This is a genomic window from Sphingobacterium psychroaquaticum (genome assembly GCF_004421025.1).
GTDB lineage: Bacteria > Bacteroidota > Bacteroidia > Sphingobacteriales > Sphingobacteriaceae > Sphingobacterium > Sphingobacterium psychroaquaticum.
On record NZ_CP038029.1, the window covers coordinates 3,204,424 to 3,221,712 of the forward strand.

General features: G+C 43.3%; 9 protein-coding genes. 2 read left to right on the forward strand and 7 right to left on the reverse strand.

Features of this window, described 5'->3' with window-relative positions; genetic code table 11:
- The first annotated feature begins 63 nt into the window (after window positions 1-63).
- Complete coding sequence (locus E2P86_RS13250; protein WP_134433487.1) at window positions 64-1,080, forward strand: hypothetical protein; 1,017 nt, start codon at window positions 64-66, stop codon at window positions 1,078-1,080.
- A gap of 572 nt (window positions 1,081-1,652) precedes the next feature.
- Here the strand turns inward: E2P86_RS13250 and E2P86_RS13255 are convergent.
- Both E2P86_RS13255 and E2P86_RS13260 read right to left on the reverse strand, forming a co-directional pair.
- Window positions 1,653-3,584: an LTA synthase family protein gene (locus E2P86_RS13255; protein ID WP_134433488.1), complete on the reverse strand. Its 1,932-nt coding sequence runs from the start codon at window positions 3,582-3,584 to the stop codon at window positions 1,653-1,655.
- Between the two features lie 2 nt (window positions 3,585-3,586).
- Window positions 3,587-5,461: an LTA synthase family protein gene (locus E2P86_RS13260; protein ID WP_085471191.1), complete on the reverse strand. Its 1,875-nt coding sequence runs from the start codon at window positions 5,459-5,461 to the stop codon at window positions 3,587-3,589.
- A 171-nt stretch (window positions 5,462-5,632) separates the two neighbouring features.
- On the opposite strand from E2P86_RS13260, the gene E2P86_RS13265 reads away from it, so the two are divergent.
- On the forward strand, window positions 5,633-8,248 hold the full coding sequence (locus tag E2P86_RS13265) for a valine--tRNA ligase (RefSeq protein WP_134433489.1): 2,616 nt from the start codon (window positions 5,633-5,635) through the stop codon (window positions 8,246-8,248).
- Window positions 8,249-9,733: 1,485 nt separating this feature from the next.
- Here the strand turns inward: E2P86_RS13265 and E2P86_RS13270 are convergent.
- From E2P86_RS13270 to E2P86_RS13290, 5 genes are all read right to left on the reverse strand, one after another.
- Entirely contained in the window at window positions 9,734-11,809 is a 2,076-nt protein-coding gene (locus E2P86_RS13270) for a TonB-dependent receptor (protein ID WP_134433490.1), read from the reverse strand.
- A 41-nt stretch (window positions 11,810-11,850) separates the two neighbouring features.
- On the reverse strand, window positions 11,851-13,137 hold the full coding sequence (locus tag E2P86_RS13275; RefSeq protein ID WP_085471115.1) for a BamA/TamA family outer membrane protein: 1,287 nt from the start codon (window positions 13,135-13,137) through the stop codon (window positions 11,851-11,853).
- A gap of 148 nt (window positions 13,138-13,285) precedes the next feature.
- Window positions 13,286-14,248: a DUF4377 domain-containing protein gene (locus tag E2P86_RS13280; RefSeq protein ID WP_085471114.1), complete on the reverse strand. Its 963-nt coding sequence runs from the start codon at window positions 14,246-14,248 to the stop codon at window positions 13,286-13,288.
- A 62-nt stretch (window positions 14,249-14,310) separates the two neighbouring features.
- The gene (locus tag E2P86_RS13285) at window positions 14,311-15,780 is read right to left on the reverse strand and encodes a TlpA disulfide reductase family protein (RefSeq protein ID WP_134433491.1); all 1,470 of its coding nucleotides are present in this window, start codon (window positions 15,778-15,780) and stop codon (window positions 14,311-14,313) included.
- 3 nt (window positions 15,781-15,783) lie between these two features.
- Window positions 15,784-17,289: a PKD-like family lipoprotein gene (locus E2P86_RS13290; protein ID WP_134433492.1), complete on the reverse strand. Its 1,506-nt coding sequence runs from the start codon at window positions 17,287-17,289 to the stop codon at window positions 15,784-15,786.

Sequence of the window (17,289 nt, forward strand, 5' to 3'; positions counted from 1 at the left end):
ACAATAGGCTTATTTCTCGATTAGGTTGCTATTTTTGTTATACGTAAAAGTTAACCTTGGCATATGCGAATAAACCTTTTTTTTTACCGTCTACTAAGTACTATACTTCTTATTCTAAGTGGGTTCACTGTTACCGCGCAGCAAGCTGGCATGGAGATCGACTTTTTTGGTTATATCGATAATCGGGAATATAAAGCGCCCTACACAACAGATAAAACCATCCTGGGAACCATGGTTTCTCCCAAGTTCTTTTTTGCCATTGATAGCAACCACCGTATTGTTGGAGGTATACATTACAATCAAGACTTTGGTAAGCACCGTGAAAATAAAGATTGGGTAAAGCCTATTGTTTACTATAATTATCGGAACAAAAATTTCGACTTCGCAATCGGCCATCTGCCGCGCTATGAGCGATTAAAAGATGTACCTAGGATGGCCCTCGCTGATACTTTTATGTATGACCGCCCGAACATTGAAGGGATGTACCTCGCTTACCAAAAGGGGGACTTTAAGCAAAGTTTTTATATCGACTGGTTGAGTGAACAGAGTAAAAACCAACGGGAACGCTTTGTGGTCGGAACTTCAGGCATGTACAAACGAGGACGATTCTTTTTCGCCAATGATGTATTGCTTTACCATAATGCACTAACTAGTAACGATACTGTCGATCAACATATCCAGGACAATGGGTTGGTGTTGCTGCGATTGGGAGCCGATTGGAGTGGAAAGACTTTCTTGGATTCACTCACAGTGGATGCGGGCTTTGCCTTTGGGTTTGACCGTGTACGCGCCACGTATGGCATGCAATATGCCACGGGCTTCTTATCGAATATATACCTTGGCTATAAACGGTTTTCACTGGCCAATACCCTATACCTCGGGGAAGCCCAAAACCTGCCGCTGGGCGACTCCTTCTATCACCGCAAACGGTATGATCGCATTGACTTGGCTTGGACGCCTTTTAGAAAGGGAAATCTGGAAGCTAAACTGGTCTTATCGGCTCATCTCACCCCGGATGGTACCAGCAACCAACAGGCTTTTACCTTGCGGTATCGATTTGGTAAGACGTTCTGGAGGTAGGTGGTTGTGCCTCTATGCCGGCAGGGCATCTTACTACTCCTCAAGCCGGAGAGGCTCTTCTTTTTTTCCTTAAAAAAGACGCAAAACCGAACGCAGTGAGCTCATCAACTTGTTGATAAAATTCGTCGCTACGAATATTTGCAGGGAATGGGCTGTGCAGAAGGCAAGTATTTATGCCTCCATGCCGGCAGGGCGTCTTCCTTTTGAAGCCAAAAGGAAGCAAAACCTTGTCGCTAGGAATTTTTGCATGGGATGGGCTGTGCAGAAGGCAATTTTGTACAGACTGCAAATATTCCTCAGGCGACATAAGCCGGTTAAAGATAGGCAGAAGTAGTAAGGTAAAAGCTTTTAAAACGATGAACACCAGACTAAACTTGTACCAGTATGAAATCGAAGCTTTTAAAACGGCCTAGCGTTCCGACTGCGTCGGCGAATGCTGGACAAAGCGTTAAAAATCATCCTTGTTTGAACGAAGTGAGTTGCGGATGATTTAGCTTTGAACGGCAAGAGGTAGCATAAGGAATGTAGTCTTGATTTTTTGATTACTTTTTTATCAAGAAAAAAGTAAAAAACTACTCCGCCACCAATTTATTATGGATCATCCGGTAATTATACTGCTGGATGAATGCTTTTAATTTTCCATCCAGGCTATCTGCGATAGCTTTATCGGACTTTAACAGGTCTTTTTTCTGTAACCTGTCCTCACGTAAGTTATACAGAGAGAGCGGTTTTACACCGTCATGCACCATGTAGTAATCGCCTTGATAAAAGTTAAAGGCATCCCCAATATTATTCACGACAAAATTGTCTTTTCGCGGTGAAAAGGCATCGAAGCCAAAAGAGAAATAGGGTTTGTCGTAGCCTAAATAATTCAAGACAGTAGGCATAATATCCATCTGCTGTACCAACTTATCGTCCTTACCTTTCAGGTTTTTTCCTGGGGCATAAAAGACAATTGGAATGGCGAAAGCATTTGCAGATGTACTATACTCCGGAAAGAAACTTGTTGTCGAATGATCGGCACACAGCACAAAGAGTGTATTATCATACCAAGGCATTTTAGAAGCGGTGGCAAAAAACTCACGCAAGGCATGATCTGAATAACCAATAGGTTCATGAACCGGTAATGGGCCTTTCGGAAAAACACCTGTATACTTTTCTGGCACTTTAAACGGATGATGCGAAGACAAGGAAAAGAAACCTGCAAAAAAAGGCTGCGGCATCGTATTCAACTTGCTGGCCATAAACTGCATAAACGGCTCGTCCCATATGCCCCAGATACCATCAAAGTCGGCATCATTGTTATATTCATCTTTCCCGTAATAATGCTTAACACCCGCCAATTGCATATAAGCAGAGAATCCCATACTTCCATTTGGAGCACCGTGGAAAAAAGCCGTTTCATAACCTTCATTTCCTAAAAGCTTGGCAATACTGGTCGTTTTATTTCCGGAATAAATAGATAGCACAAAAGGCTCACCCACCGAAGGCACTCCCGTAATTACTGAAGGCAGTGCATCAATAGACTTACGGCCGTTGGCATAGGTCTGGGTAAACGTGTAAGATTGACCAATAAGTGAATCCAAGAACGGTGTATATCCTTTATATTTCCCTCCGTCCAAATCCTTATTTAAACTTCCCACGTATTCCTTGGCAAAGCTCTCCATAATTAAGAAAACGACATTCATTTTCTTGAAAGGAACCGAATCTTGTGGTTGATGGATAACGGGATAAATGCGTTGCAGGTCGGCATCGCTATAATAATCAACCTCCTTGAGGTGCACCGCTTTCAATGTTTTGAGCATACTGAATGGTGTATTCAGCACGATATTCATCTCTTCCGGATTTTTGACATAGTCACCGGCATTGCTCAACGTAATCGGTCGTGTACTATGCGCCCAACCACCCCGAACACCACCAATAAAGAAAAACACCACCACCAAAAGTAATGCAAACTGTACCACATAGTGTTTCCATCCAAAATGGGTCGGTCGAATCGCTTTTACCATATCATACAGCTTCGCCACGAGACCTATTAACAGGATAAACAAGATCAACAAATACCAATAGTCGATCAAGAAATCAAAAAACAAACTAAGCAGATTAGACTCATTGGAAAACTGACCAAACACCGTTCCCGTTGTTCGTTTCAGCGTAAAAGGGTAATATGCATAGTCGACTAGGTTCAATGCAATCCCAACGCTATTGGTCACCACGAAAACCCACTTAGCGACCTGCTGATAAATTCTATTATACTTAAAAGGAACCGGAATTGAAAGGAGCAATACATACAGGATATTGAGGTAAAGTAGCGCCACAATATCAAAACGAACGCCCCCTATCAACATGGGCAGCAGCTCTTCCACACCTACCGTGGGAAACAACCCCTTATTGAAAAGGAAGAAACCTATACGCAAGAGCATATAGAGAATCAACAGGCCTAAGAAACGTAGGGCAAGTTCAAAAAATGTATTAAAATATCCGGTAAGCTTGAATTGCTTCATGTTTAATAACTGAGAAAATCTTTAAATACCATTTGATAATAGGCCTTTCCAATTTGCATAATGCTATCTCGTTTTGCCGAATGTTCAGGCGGTTGACTGTAGGCAATCTTACGTCCTTGCAGATCGTAGCCAACAGCCAAGTCGTTGGTAACAACCCCAAATGTGCTATTCGAATTATAAAAAGCAATGTGCTTGCGTGTCCTGTCAAACAGGTTGGTCGAATATTTAAACGTATTGGAATGATCCCCAATAAATCCAACCAATGTCGCAGCCACATCCAGTTGGCTAACCACGTCATCTACCTTCAGCCCTCGGTATTCCGGCTTAATGGCACCACCAAAGAAGAACAATGGTAAGTGAAAACGTTCAGGGCGATCCAGGCCGTATTTCTCCGTTGGATACATGTGGCCGTGATCCGAGACAACGACAAACACCGTGTTCTCATACCACGACTGCTTCTTCGCCTTTTCTACAAAATTGTACAGCATGGTATCTGTGTAAAACGACGTACTGCGGTAAGCATCCGCTTTTGTTTTATCGCCAAACTTATACTCCGTATCAAGGTGGAACGGTTCATGGTTAACCAGGGTATAGAACACGCTGAAGAAGGGTTTCTTGGACTTAGACAAATCACTTAACATGCGATCTGCAATGACATTATCATAGACCCCCCAAGAATTGCGGCGCACCCCTAATGGAAAATCATTATTGTCGACCACCCGATCAATACCGTGGGTAAACATGTAAGATTTGAAATTATAAAACTCACTCTGTCCTCCATGATAAAAGGAAGTCGCATATCCCTTTGCATCGAACACCTGCCCTATTCCCGGCAATTTCTCGTGCTTAGGGATATATTTTATGATGCTCTCAGGTCCCTGCGCTGGAAAACCGCTAAGTACGGCGATCATCCCTTTATCAGAACGATCGGCTGCCGCATATGCCCGACGAAAGGAGATCCCCTCGTCCATTAGTTTTTTCATATGTGGTGTCACCTCCTTTTCTCCCCCCAAATCCTCAAACACTTGTGCCACCATACCTTCCAAAATAACCAACACGACATTCGGTCGGTCGGTATGCAATACGGCTGTTATACTATCCGATGGGGTAGCCAAAACATCTTTTGCGATCAATGCCTGCGCATCCTTATCCTCCATAAACTGATACGGATTCTTCTTGGAGCTCTTGGTCATATCCTTCAAAAAAGCCCAGTACGTATTCACGGCAACGTGATTAGACGCGTTATTATCGGAGAAATAAACCGAACTGGCATTTAGTGTCGCGCGACCATATCCACCTCGCATAAACGAGAATACCACGAAAGCTGCAATAAAGAAACTAATAATAACGGCAGTATATGACTCTTTACGAAATACAGCTCGCTTGACAACAACCAGGTGGTAGAAGAAATGAGCACAGGTGAAATAGATCACCAATACAAAGGCCGCTTGTGCCAACATGCCGATGTCTATGGAGTTGGAAACCCCGCCTACCGTATCCATGCCTAAGGTAATTGCTCTCCGGCTTATCTTTTCGCCCCAAGCTTCATAGAGCGGAAGATTGCTCACTGTTATAGCGGCGAATAACACCGTTGGAAAGAAACAGTATAACCGCAACCACCAGCGCGAAATTGGAAACCGCAACAGCGCAAACTGGAGCAAGAAAAACAGTACGGGTATGACCATAAGGTATGCGGCTAACGAAAAGTCCATCTTCAAGCCATATAAAAAGGCATAGAACACATCACTTCCTTCATCGATCTTATGGAAAATACTGGAGAAAAACACCGCCCTATCGATCAGCGACAAGAGTAGCCAATACGAGAAAAGGGCAATAAAGAAGAATATATTAGAGCGCCATACGGGCCTTGCTTTCATAGGTTATACTAAAATACTTTTTACAACATTAAAATAATTGGCAAAAGTACACAATATTAAAGAAGAACTACAGCTGCGATTGTAACAATAGTCGATTTTATTGTCAGCAAAATGCCTTAAAATCTATACAATTGCGTATTTTTGCAGCTTGATTTCCCATTATTTTTAACAATGAGTATAGCAAAAACTTACAATCCGAAAGAAGCAGAAGAGAAATGGTATGCGTACTGGATGGAGAACGGCTTTTTCCGTTCGACACCTGATGAACGCGAGCCTTACACCATCGTTATGCCTCCGCCGAACGTCACCGGTGTCCTGCATATGGGACACATGTTGAACAACACGATTCAAGATGTCTTGATTCGTCGTGCGCGAATGTTAGGAAAGAATGCATGCTGGGTACCGGGTACCGATCACGCATCCATAGCTACGGAAGCAAAAGTCGTCGCTATGCTTAAAGAACAGGGAATTGATAAAAAATCGCTCTCTCGGGAGGATTTCTTGAAACATGCCTGGGAATGGAAAGAGAAATATGGTGGTATCATCCTCAAACAGTTGGAAAAGCTCGGTGCTTCTTGCGACTGGGAACGGACTAAATTCACGATGGATCCCGATTTATCGGAATCGGTTTTGGATACCTTCATCCGTTTCTACAATGCTGGATATATCTACCGTGGAGTACGTATGGTCAACTGGGATCCGCAAGGAAAGACGGCACTTTCTGATGAGGAAGTAATTCGTCGCGAGGTGAACCAGAAATTGTACTACGTACGTTATAAAATCAAAGATAGCGATGAGTATATCGTTATTGCGACCACACGTCCGGAAACCATTATGGCGGATACCGCTATCTGTATCAACCCGAACGATGAGCGTTATACCCACCTAAAAGGTAAGAAGGTTCTTGTGCCTTTGATTAACCGCGAGATTCCGGTAATCGAGGACGAATATGTAGAGATGGAATTCGGTACAGGTTGTTTAAAAGTGACACCTGCGCACGATTTAAATGACTACGAGCTCGGCCAGAAACATAACCTGGAGGTTATCGACTTGTTGAACGACGACGGTACGTTAAATGAAAACGCACAGATCTTAGTAGGCGAAGACCGTTTTATCGCCCGTAAAAAGGTAGCTAAAATGTTGGAAGAAGTTGGTCAGATCGAAAAAATAGAGGATTACAAATCGCAAGTAGGCTTCTCCGAGCGTACCGATGCCGCCATCGAACCGAAATTATCGATGCAGTGGTGGTTGAAGATGGATGAGCTGGCAAAACCAGCGTTGGAGTATGTGGAGAACGGCACGATTAAGCTTATTCCCGAGAAATTCTTTGCTTCGTATAAGCACTGGATGGAGAATGTTAAAGACTGGTGTATTTCACGTCAGCTGTGGTGGGGACAGCGTATCCCGGCTTGGTACAACGAAAAAAACGAGTGGGTAATTGCCAAAACAGAGGCAGATGCTATCGCGGTTTTCGCGGAGCAAGGTAAAACAAGTGAAGGCCTGCGTCAGGAAGACGATGTACTGGATACATGGTTCTCCTCTGGCCTGTGGCCGATGTCTGTTTTCGATGGCGTACGAAACCCTGATAATGCAGACTTCCAATATTATTACCCTACGAATGATCTGGTAACGGCACCTGAAATTTTATTCTTCTGGGTGGCTCGTATGATTATCATGGGGCATGACTATACACAAAAGCCACCATTCAAGAATGTATACCTTACCGGTATCGTTCGTGATAAATTGGGCCGTAAGATGTCTAAATCTTTAGGCAACTCACCGGATCCAATCGAGCTTATGGGGCAGTACGGAACTGATGGTGTTCGTGTCGGCATGTTACTTTCTTCGCCGGCAGGAAATGACTTGATGTTTGATGTTTCCTACTGTGAGCAAGGGCGTAACTTCGCGAATAAGATATGGAATGCTTTCCGCCTGGTAAAAGGATGGGAAACGATCGATTCACCGGCTACGGATGCGCAAAAAACCGCAGCAACATGGTTTGAAAGCCGCTTTAACCAAGCGATCGCTGAAATTGATGAGCACTTTGCCAACTACCGTTTGTCGGATGCCTTGATGGCGACCTACAAACTGATCTGGGACGATTTCTGTGCGTGGTACTTGGAGTTGGTGAAACCGGCTTATCAAGCACCTATCGAACGCGAAACCTTAGAAACGGTAAAACGCTTGTTCCAGCAGGTATTAAAGCTGGCACATCCATTTATGCCTTTCCTAACGGAAGAGTTGTGGCACGATGAGATCTTTGGTACACGTGATGCGAAGGATTGTATTATCGTAGCATCCTACCCTACTGCACAAAGCTTCGATACACAGATCGTCAAAGACTTTGAAATTGTACAGCAGATTATTTCTGAAGTCCGCAGTATCCGTAACAGCAAAGGTATTTCCCCTAAAATAGAATTACCGTTGGCGATCAATGCGACGAACATCGACTTTTCAACCTACCAGGAGAGTATTGTTAAGCTGGCGAATATCTCAGACTTAACCTTCGTACAAGACAAAGTTCAAGGTGCGGTGTCTTTCCTTGCTGGTAAAAACGAATGTTTTGTGTTGCTTGAAAACAATATCGATGTGGATGCCGAGCGCGAGCGTATCACGAAAGAGATTGAGTACCTAAAAGGCTTCTTGGTTTCTGTCGACAAGAAATTATCAAACGAACGTTTTGTACAGAATGCGAAGCCAGAAGTGGTAGAAAATGAGCAAAACAAAAAAGCGGATGCCGAAGACAAGATTAAGATCTTGGAAGAAAGCTTAGCTAGTTTGAGTTAAGGGGCTTGCTTTTACTTTTTTCTTGATAAAAAAGTAAGCAAAAAATCAAGGCTGCATTCCTTATGCTACTTCATGCCGGACAAAGCTAAATCATCCAGAACTCACTTGGTTCAGACAAGGATGATTTTTAACGCTTTGTCCGGCATTCTCTTACCCAGTCGGAACGCGAGGCCGTTTTAAAAGCTTCGATTTCATGCTGGTTCAAATTTGGACTGTTGTTGACTTCATGCTGGCGCGAGAGAAAGATTTATACTTGCTCTTTTAGGATACGAGCCGAAGTAGTTTTTTACTTTTTTCTTGATAAAAAAGTAAGCAAAAAATCAAGACTGCATTCCTTATGCTGCCTCTTGCCGTTCAAAGCTAAATCATCCAGAACTCACTTGGTTCAGACAAGGATGATTTTTGACGCTTTGTCCAGCATTCGCCGACGCAGTCGGAACGCTAGGCCGTTTTAAAAGCTTCGATTTCATGCTGGTACAAGTTTAGTCTGGTGTTGACCCGAGAGAAAGATTTATACTTGCTATTTTAGGATACGAGCCGAAGTAGTTTTTTACTTTTTTCTTGATAAAAAAGTAAGCAAAAAATCAAGACTGCATTCCTTATGCTGCCTCTTGCCGTTCAAAGCTAAATCATCCAGAACTCACTTCGTTCAGACAAGGATGATTTTTGACGCTTTGTCCAGCATTCGCCGACGCAGTCGGAACGCTAGGCCGTTTTAAAAGCTTCGATTTCATGCTGGTACAAGTTTAGTCTGGTGTTGACCCGAGAGAAAGATTTATACTTGCTATTTTAGGATACGAGCCGAAGTAGTTTTTTACTTTTTTCTTGATAAAAAAGTAAGCAAAAAATCAAGACTGCATTCCTTATGCTGCCTCTTGCCGTTCAAAGCTAAATCATCCAGAACTCACTTCGTTCAGACAAGGATGATTTTTGACGCTTTCTCCAGCATTCGCCGACGCAGTCGGAACGCTAGGCCGTTTTAAAAGCTTCGATTTCATGTTGATATAAGTTTAGTCTGGTGTTGACCCGAGAGAAAGATTTATACTTGCTATTTTAGGATACGAGCCGAAGTAGTTTTTTACTTTTTTCTTGATAAAAAAGTAAGCAAAAAATCAAGGCTGCATTCCTTATGCTGCCTCTTGCCGTTCAAAGCTAAATCATCCAGAACTCACTTCGTTCAGACAAGGATGATTTTTGACGCTTTGTCCAACATTCGCCGACGCAGTCGGAACGCTAGGCCGTTTTAAAAGCTTCGATTTCATGTTGATACAAGTTTAGCCTGGTGTTCATTGTTTTAAAAAACCATTACCTTACTGCTTCTAGCTTTCCTTAACCGACCTGTGTCGCCTGAGGAATATTTGCAGTCTGTACAAACTTGCCTTTGCACTACCCATCCCATGCAAAAATTCCTAGCGACAAGCTTTTGCTTCCTTTTGGCTTCAAAAGGAAGATGCCCTGCCGGCATAGAGGCATATCTCTTTGACATTACAACATCAACTTCACGCCGCCATAGAAATTGCGTGTAGGTGATGGATTGAAAAACCGATTACCGAACGCATTGATATCATTGCCTAAGCTATATTTCTCATTCAGAAGATTGTCTGCTCCAACAAACAATTGAATCCCTAACTTCCCTTGAAGCGGTAAAGTAACGCCTGCTTTTGCCTGCAACAGGTCATATTTCTTTGCTTCCACCGTATTGGCATCATTCAATGGCATGCTCGATACATGGTTATGCAAAAGATGTATAAAAATACCTTGTGCAAAGGAAGCACTCAATGTATTGGCTACCGTCCAATCGGGCACAGCTGTCACTTTATTTCCACTGTAGTCCTTTCCGGCGAGCTCATAACGTTCAAATTTGTAAAACTGTCGTGCTACAGCCCCTTGATATGTTAGATCCCGCATCCATCCGTGCGTCTGCGGCTTTAAAATATGCACATTAACAGAAGCTTCTATCCCCTTTTGATCCATTTTCCCTGCATTGACATAGAAGTCAGCCCCATTTGCATCCAGCTGTCGAATAATACCATTATCCATCTGGTAGCTGTAGAATGCCAAGTCCGCCATAAAGCGGCGGTTACGACTCTCCCACCGTATCCCCGTTTCATAGTTCGTTCCTGTCTCTGCGTCCAGCGCCGTATTTACTTGCTTATCGGACGAACGCACTTCCGCAATAGTCGGTGTCGAATAACCTTTCGATATGGAAGCACGTAACGCCAAGTTATTCGTCAGCAGGAAGGAAGACGCCAGACGTGGCATCCATATGGCATCAAATTCTATATCTCCCGTTCCATTAGCCACGGTAGGAAAAAGCTGTTCATAGGCAATACTTGCCTTATTCAACCCCAACGATCCCTCTACTGTCCAGCGGTTGTAAAACTTAGCCATCGCACGGTAGAAAAAGCTGTATTGGTTATTATCCAGCTTATCCTTCGCCTGCTCTGCGCCCTGCACCCCTTTATTGTTATCGTAGTTATTGATCTTGTTCCATCCCTTCTGCCCCTCAAACCCCAGCTGCATCTCCCATTGCACGGAGCCCTGATCACGGCCGACATACGATACGAACGTACGCATCCCTAGATTCCGCTCATCCCGCACCTCGTAGTTGGTCATAAACGCATTTTCAAAGTCCGTTGTAGAACCAAATACACTCACATGATGTGTCAACTTATCGGAAAGCTGCCACTGGTGTGCAACTCCTCCATAGAAAGTTTTATTATAAATCCCAGCCTGCTGCTCGCGTGCCCCAGGCGTCGCACCTGCCGCCGGTCGTGCTTGTCGTGGATTTTCCGCCATCTGTGCCGCAGTTAATCCACCGGGTGTACGGTACCCCAGATCACTGTATAATGCAAAGACACGTAACTCCGCTTGCGGACTATAGCGCCATTGATGCGCTGTTTGGAATGCTTTTTTATTAAGGGACGAATTTTCGCGGTACCCATCCGAGCGTACAAATGCCTGATCAAATGAAAAATTATAGCGTTCACTCGCTTTATGCTGTATGGATAACTGCTCTTGAAAAAGACCATACGCTCCCGCGGTTACGTTCAATTGTATTTGATTTTCTTGCACATCAAACCCTTTGGGTTGTAAGCGTACCACGCCGCCTGAATTAGCACCGTACAACGATCCATCCGGACCTTTTAAGATATGAATAGAAGCAACGCCTAATGGATCAATCAGATTGAGGTAGGTATTTCCCCCCGCATCGGTTAGTGGGAATTCGTCCATATAGATCTTCACATTGCGCACCCCAAAAGGAGAGCGTATCATACTCCCACGGAGTGCCAAACGATAGCTTCCCGGCGACCGTTCTTCCATACGCAAACCCGCTACTGTATTTAAAGCCGGAAGCAATGTTGTTGTTTGCTGTCGCTCGACCTGCTCACCCGAGATTGCACTGGCCGACGAAGTCAAACCCAACAACGGTTGTTTGCTGAAGTAAGCCTGAACTTCCACACTTTTAATCCGGGTGGTATCCCCTTGCGCTTGTGCACAAACAAAAGGTATAGAAGAAACGGTTGTTAGAAGAAGCGCGAAGCGTAAGGTACGATGCATAATATATGGTAATGGATATGCTTCGAAGATAGTAAAATATCTTAAAAAGCCTCGTTCAGGCCTAAGAAAAGTCCACGTTGACCAAACTTTCCGAAAGCATAGTCGATACAAAGATTTGTTCGCGTAGCTTTATTGAACAACAAGCGTAACCCTGTCCCTCCAGCTGGCTGCCAATACCGAAAAAGTTTGGTTCCCATCTGGTCGTCTGCCGTCTGTACATTCGCGAAGACCACACCACTTAAAAACTGGTTGCGTAAAATCGGAAAGCGATACTCGACTTCGGAATAGAAAAATGAATTTCCCTTAAAGTATCCATTGGTATATCCCCGACCGCTCCGTGCGTACACATCTTTACCGGTTCCCGGCAGGTCGAGGTAAGCTAGATTGCCATGTATATTATATGAACCCCAATGCCAGAAAGCTAGGACATGGTTGGGTCGTGTATCTGACAGCGACCAATATTTACGAAAATCTGTTTGTAGTTGATACGTGTTACGTGGGCTCCCCATCCACGACTGGCCCATGCGTAGAACCACATCGGTGTAAATCCCTTTGTACGCACTGTTGGGATTGTCGCGCGTCATGTATTGCAGGTTAAACATCAGTCCGTTATTGTTGTAATTCCCGGCGCTGTATTTATTCCAATTGCTGTAGATCTCCAATGGCGTCATCTCGTGATCACCTAAGGTCTTTATGTTTCGCTTTAGCTCGACGAATACACCTGCTCCCACAAACATCCCGGGAAGCAACTGTTTATATATACGTTCATTTAATCCATATATAGTATATTCATTCACATAACGCATGCGGTCGGCGTTGTTAAGAACCTGCTCCTCCGCATTGGGATCGTGCAGCACATTACCAATCCCAAGGCCGTAATCCAGTCCCACCATTTTTGCCACATGGATCCCCCCTTTGAGGTTCCATTTATTTTCTCGCGTATAGATATCATGCGCGAGGTATCCGACCAGAATTCCCCGTGTAGTATAGTTAAATGCTGTCGCAAAGATGGACATTGTGGTATTTTCTCGGGGGCCAAGCTGAATACCGCCTACCACTTTTGCACCGATCTGAAAACCAATACTTGGATTATAGTTGATGTTGGGAAGAATGGAAATACCGGAACGTTTTTTACTTATTTTCCGGGATGTATCGCGACGAATGAAGCGACCTATATCCTTAAAGCCGTCTCCAATATCATAGAGGTGATCAAAGGTATACACCGTGTCTTTATGATGGGCTGTAACCGTATCTTTCAATAGCACATTTTGTCCCTTAATGGTACATAATGGAAGACAGCATAAAAGAGCGATTACATATTTTATCATACTAGGCTTCGTTCGTATTATTTTTTAGCTATACGTTATTTTTATTTCATCGCTAAGATAGGGGTTTGTTAGTTAACATGGTGAGCTGTGCCATAAAAAAATCCCCAACTGTTGATTGGGGATTTTTCTATATTGTTACAGGGAAAAACTATCCTTCCTTCGGTGCCATACCGAACATGGCTACCAATTTATTGTCTTTATACAGGTTGAATGTTTGTTCTGCAATATCGTAGCGCAAACCTGGCGTATTCAATATAGCATGCAATTCACTCTCCATATTCAAGTCTGGACAAGCCATCTCTGTACTGGCAATCTGAGAAAAAGTAACTTTATCTGCCGACATCTTATAAGCACCTCCAAATCCGTTGCACCCTCCATTGCCGTGTACTCGATTCATTTTCGTATCAAATTCGATATAGGCACGACTATTATTTACGGTCTTACCATTAAGCTGAATCAGCTTCCAGCGGTGTTTACCCAAAAATGTTTGTGCACTGTTTACCGGTACTTTTTCTTTCTTCAAAATTTTGATGAGCTGATACTCATATTTTGAAGCATCGGCCGGTACATGGGTGCGTTCAATACGTTTAACTTTCAGGGTGTAACGATAGCCTTCCTCGTGCTTAAAATTCGTGATACCACTATAGAAGTATTGCCAGTCGTCGCTTTCCTTGTATTTTACTTGCAAACATTTCATCGGCCCCACACCGGTACAGTCGACTTTATCTTCCTTCACCACCATAGTTATCACCTCTACATTTCCTTTCCCCTTTCTGTCCGCAATGCGGTTCATAGGTTTTTGGTTTAGTATACGTACAACCTCGTACTTATAACTCGGTGCATCGGCAGGTACATTTTCCAGTTTGGTCCGTTTCACCAATACACGGTAACGTGTCCCTTCCTGATAGTCGAAATTTGCAATCGGGGCATAAAAAAACTCCCAATCTTTACTATTGTGATACTTGACCAAATAGCAAGACATCTTTCCGACACCCGTGCATTCCCCCTTATTCTCTTTGATCTGCATCTTAAACACATTACTCTGCGCAGATAGTGAAGCTGTTAGCAGCACCATGCAAAAAACCATAATGGTTTGAATAGTCTTTTTCATATATATTATTTTATGAATAGACAATTAACGCAGAAATAAGTTTAATAAATGCATAAAAAAAATTAGCCTTTATGCGGCTTTTTTGCAGCCTCGATCAACTCTTTCATCTCTAACTTAATGTAATCGACGTTAGATGAGGATCCTGTAAGGGCGTAGCGAATTTGTCCGTCTTTATCGATAATGAACTTTGCCGGGATACCTTTTACACCAAATTTAGCAGCCAATACCTCGCCCGTAACCGCATCTTTTTGATCATCGTATAACACTTCAAAAGGGTAGTTATTTTTAGCGATAAAAGCCATTACATTGTTTTTATAGTCTTTATCGCGTTCCCATGTATTGATAAATAAGAACTGTACATCATCATCGTTTTCATAGAGTGTTTGAGCGGCCTGCATTCCCGGGAAGGAACGTACACAAGGCTGACACCACGTAGCCCAGAAATCAAGAACAACGACCTTTCCTTTTAGACTAGCTAACGATACCTTCTCTCCTTTGAGATTTAATAATTCAAAGGCTGGTGCCGCTTTATAAGTTTCCATCTCCTTGATATGATCGCGCACCGTTTTAACCAACTCTTCTTTAAGGCCCGCATTAAATCGTTCATAACCGGCCATTGTACCGTTCAAATCCTGGTATAATTTCTTAAGATCACCTTCGACATTAAATTGACCTTTAGCATACAGTTTCGTCAAGATATTGTAGGCTTCCAATTTACGCCCTGTTCCCATCAAAGATTTGTAGTATACCGAAGAAAGAGCATCGGCTTGCTCCGGAGCAACGGCTAAAGCTTTCTCGATATAATCCAATGCTTCGGTATATTTACCGCGGTTCACCAATATCCCTACATAGCTGGACATAGACGAGGCATACCCCATTGCTGCAAAACGGGCCTTATTGTCTTTTTGTTCTTCCGGTAACGAAATATAGTAATAGGCATCATCCATCGCTGTCTTTAGCAAGGGAGCTGCAGCTGTGGTATCACCTGCGGCCAATAGCGCTTGTGCGGTGGGCAGGTATCCATTGCCACGCCAAAAGCGCTCCTGCATCTGCCCCAGGTAATCTGTTGCTTTTTTTGCATCGCCGGCTTTTGCAAAGCTCTGCGCCAAACTACCTAAAGCGTAATCGTAAGTCAGCTCTTCTCCTTTAAATTTTTCGACAGGCCATCTTTTAACCAATTCTTTGTAGCTTTTCTCTTTATCGGCAGCTGTCTCCGCTTTGTAATATACTTCCGTTATAAAGGCATCCCGCGTTAAGCTTCCTTTTGGAAATTTTTTCTTTGCGATCGTCTCTAAAGCTGCTTTTTTATCTTCATGCCCCAAGGCATACATCAGATTAATCGTCGTTCTATATTCAGGCTCTGTTTGGTATGTTTTAGCCTCCGACATTAGCACCGCTGCTAGTGAATCTTTCTGTGCCAAAGTTCCCTTTTCCCATATCGGACGATACTGTTGGAATTTATCCACGCCATTACGCTGTGCATAACCGAAAGTTGCCAGGCATAACAGGCCTACTGTTAGTTTTAATCTCATCGTTTAATATTTAAATGCTAAATCTATAATTTTACCAAATCCATCATATACTTTATCCAAGCTATCTACTGTTCCCGTTTGGGTAATCTTGAAGTAATATACTTTACCTTGTGTACCGTCCCAAGTGGTTACAATTAGGCGAGGTTGCGCTGCGCCATATCCATGCTTTTGAAACTTAATTTTCGTAACGGTTTCATTGGCTCCGAAAGCATACTCTTCAGAGTACGTGTTGGAGGTCACCTCATACCGATACAGTTTTCCATTTGCGCCATAAAACAAGTGCGGCGACAATGTGGAACAAGTGACATCTGCCGCCTGTGCAATGCCTGGTGAATTAATTTCTTGCTTTCCAACAGTTATGGTCGGTTGTTCACCTGTACGATGCATTCTAAATTGAAGTAAATATGCTTTACCCTGACTGTCCTTCATAACGGCATTCCGAATCTCCACTCTATTGGAAGAATCCAGTTTAATAAGATCTAAACCGACATTGTTCATATCAAAGATCGCTGTATTTTGTGCCGCATTATCAAAGCGACGAAGACCATCATTCACCACATCATAAAAGCGCTTATTGATTTCATCGTACATAATAATGCTGTATGTATCACCGTAGGCATTACCGGAGATAAACTGCGGTGCCAACCGATAGTTGTACGCATTATTTGGCGATGGCAATTGGGATCCATACTTCTTTGCACCCGGAAATCCACCCACAAAGTTGGTATGCAAGTTTCCGTTGTTGATCAATAATCCCAATGTGGTACCACTCGTACCTCCCCAATCGATCAGCGTCGGCTTTTTCGTTGCTGGCGCGGAGAAAAAGAGATAATCGTACTCAAACCTCTTCTTCATGGTGGTTCCGTCTAACTCAATCGCATCGTTTTCGCCAACGAGATAATACTTCTTCCCATCGGGACCGACGGCATCTGAAATAGACCAAGCTGATATCTTAAATGCTTTTGGATTCTTAATAGGATGGTCGCTGTTTCGGAAGCTGTAGATATCACGGTATACTGTCCCGTCTTTTAAGATCATTGCGAGATCAGCATTGCCACTTTTATCTTCCAAAAAGAGCCAACCTGTGGTAAACACATCAGAAACCGTGAGCTGATAAAAATAGAAATAGGACAAGCCCGTCTTGTTGTTTGTTACTTTATAGGTCAGCTTGTAATCTTCGCCTAGGTCAAAAACATCTGGCGAAACGGTATAGTTGAGGTTTCTCGTCGTACTGATCAGCGTGCTATCCTGCACGTACTCCGCACTAAAAGAATTGAGGTATACAAACCATTGAAAGCTGAGATCATCATCATTCCCATTTAAGCTAATCTCAGGCGCCAGCTTCAAGGCTTCACCCTGGCGGACGAAGATCTTACCGACATTACTCGGGTCTTTAAATGTTATTTTGTTGATCGTGTTGTAATCGTAGTTTCCCGTATCCTTTGCACAGGACACGAAAAAGATACCGATCACGACAAGATATATAATGGAAGTTATATTACGTTTCAT

What these genes read in the sequence shown, in the direction of transcription:
- E2P86_RS13260 (WP_085471191.1), bottom strand. Translation starts at nt 5,461, where the DNA reads ATGAAAGCAAGGCCCGTATGGCGCTCTAATATATTCTTCTTTATTGCC.
- E2P86_RS13255 (WP_134433488.1), bottom strand. Translation starts at nt 3,584, where the DNA reads ATGAAGCAATTCAAGCTTACCGGATATTTTAATACATTTTTTGAACTT.
- E2P86_RS13275 (WP_085471115.1), bottom strand. Translation starts at nt 13,137, where the DNA reads ATGATAAAATATGTAATCGCTCTTTTATGCTGTCTTCCATTATGTACC.
- E2P86_RS13290 (WP_134433492.1), bottom strand. Translation starts at nt 17,289, where the DNA reads ATGAAACGTAATATAACTTCCATTATATATCTTGTCGTGATCGGTATC.
- E2P86_RS13265 (WP_134433489.1), top strand. Translation starts at nt 5,633, where the DNA reads ATGAGTATAGCAAAAACTTACAATCCGAAAGAAGCAGAAGAGAAATGG.
- E2P86_RS13270 (WP_134433490.1), bottom strand. Translation starts at nt 11,809, where the DNA reads ATGCATCGTACCTTACGCTTCGCGCTTCTTCTAACAACCGTTTCTTCT.
- E2P86_RS13285 (WP_134433491.1), bottom strand. Translation starts at nt 15,780, where the DNA reads ATGAGATTAAAACTAACAGTAGGCCTGTTATGCCTGGCAACTTTCGGT.
- E2P86_RS13280 (WP_085471114.1), bottom strand. Translation starts at nt 14,248, where the DNA reads ATGAAAAAGACTATTCAAACCATTATGGTTTTTTGCATGGTGCTGCTA.
- E2P86_RS13250 (WP_134433487.1), top strand. Translation starts at nt 64, where the DNA reads ATGCGAATAAACCTTTTTTTTTACCGTCTACTAAGTACTATACTTCTT.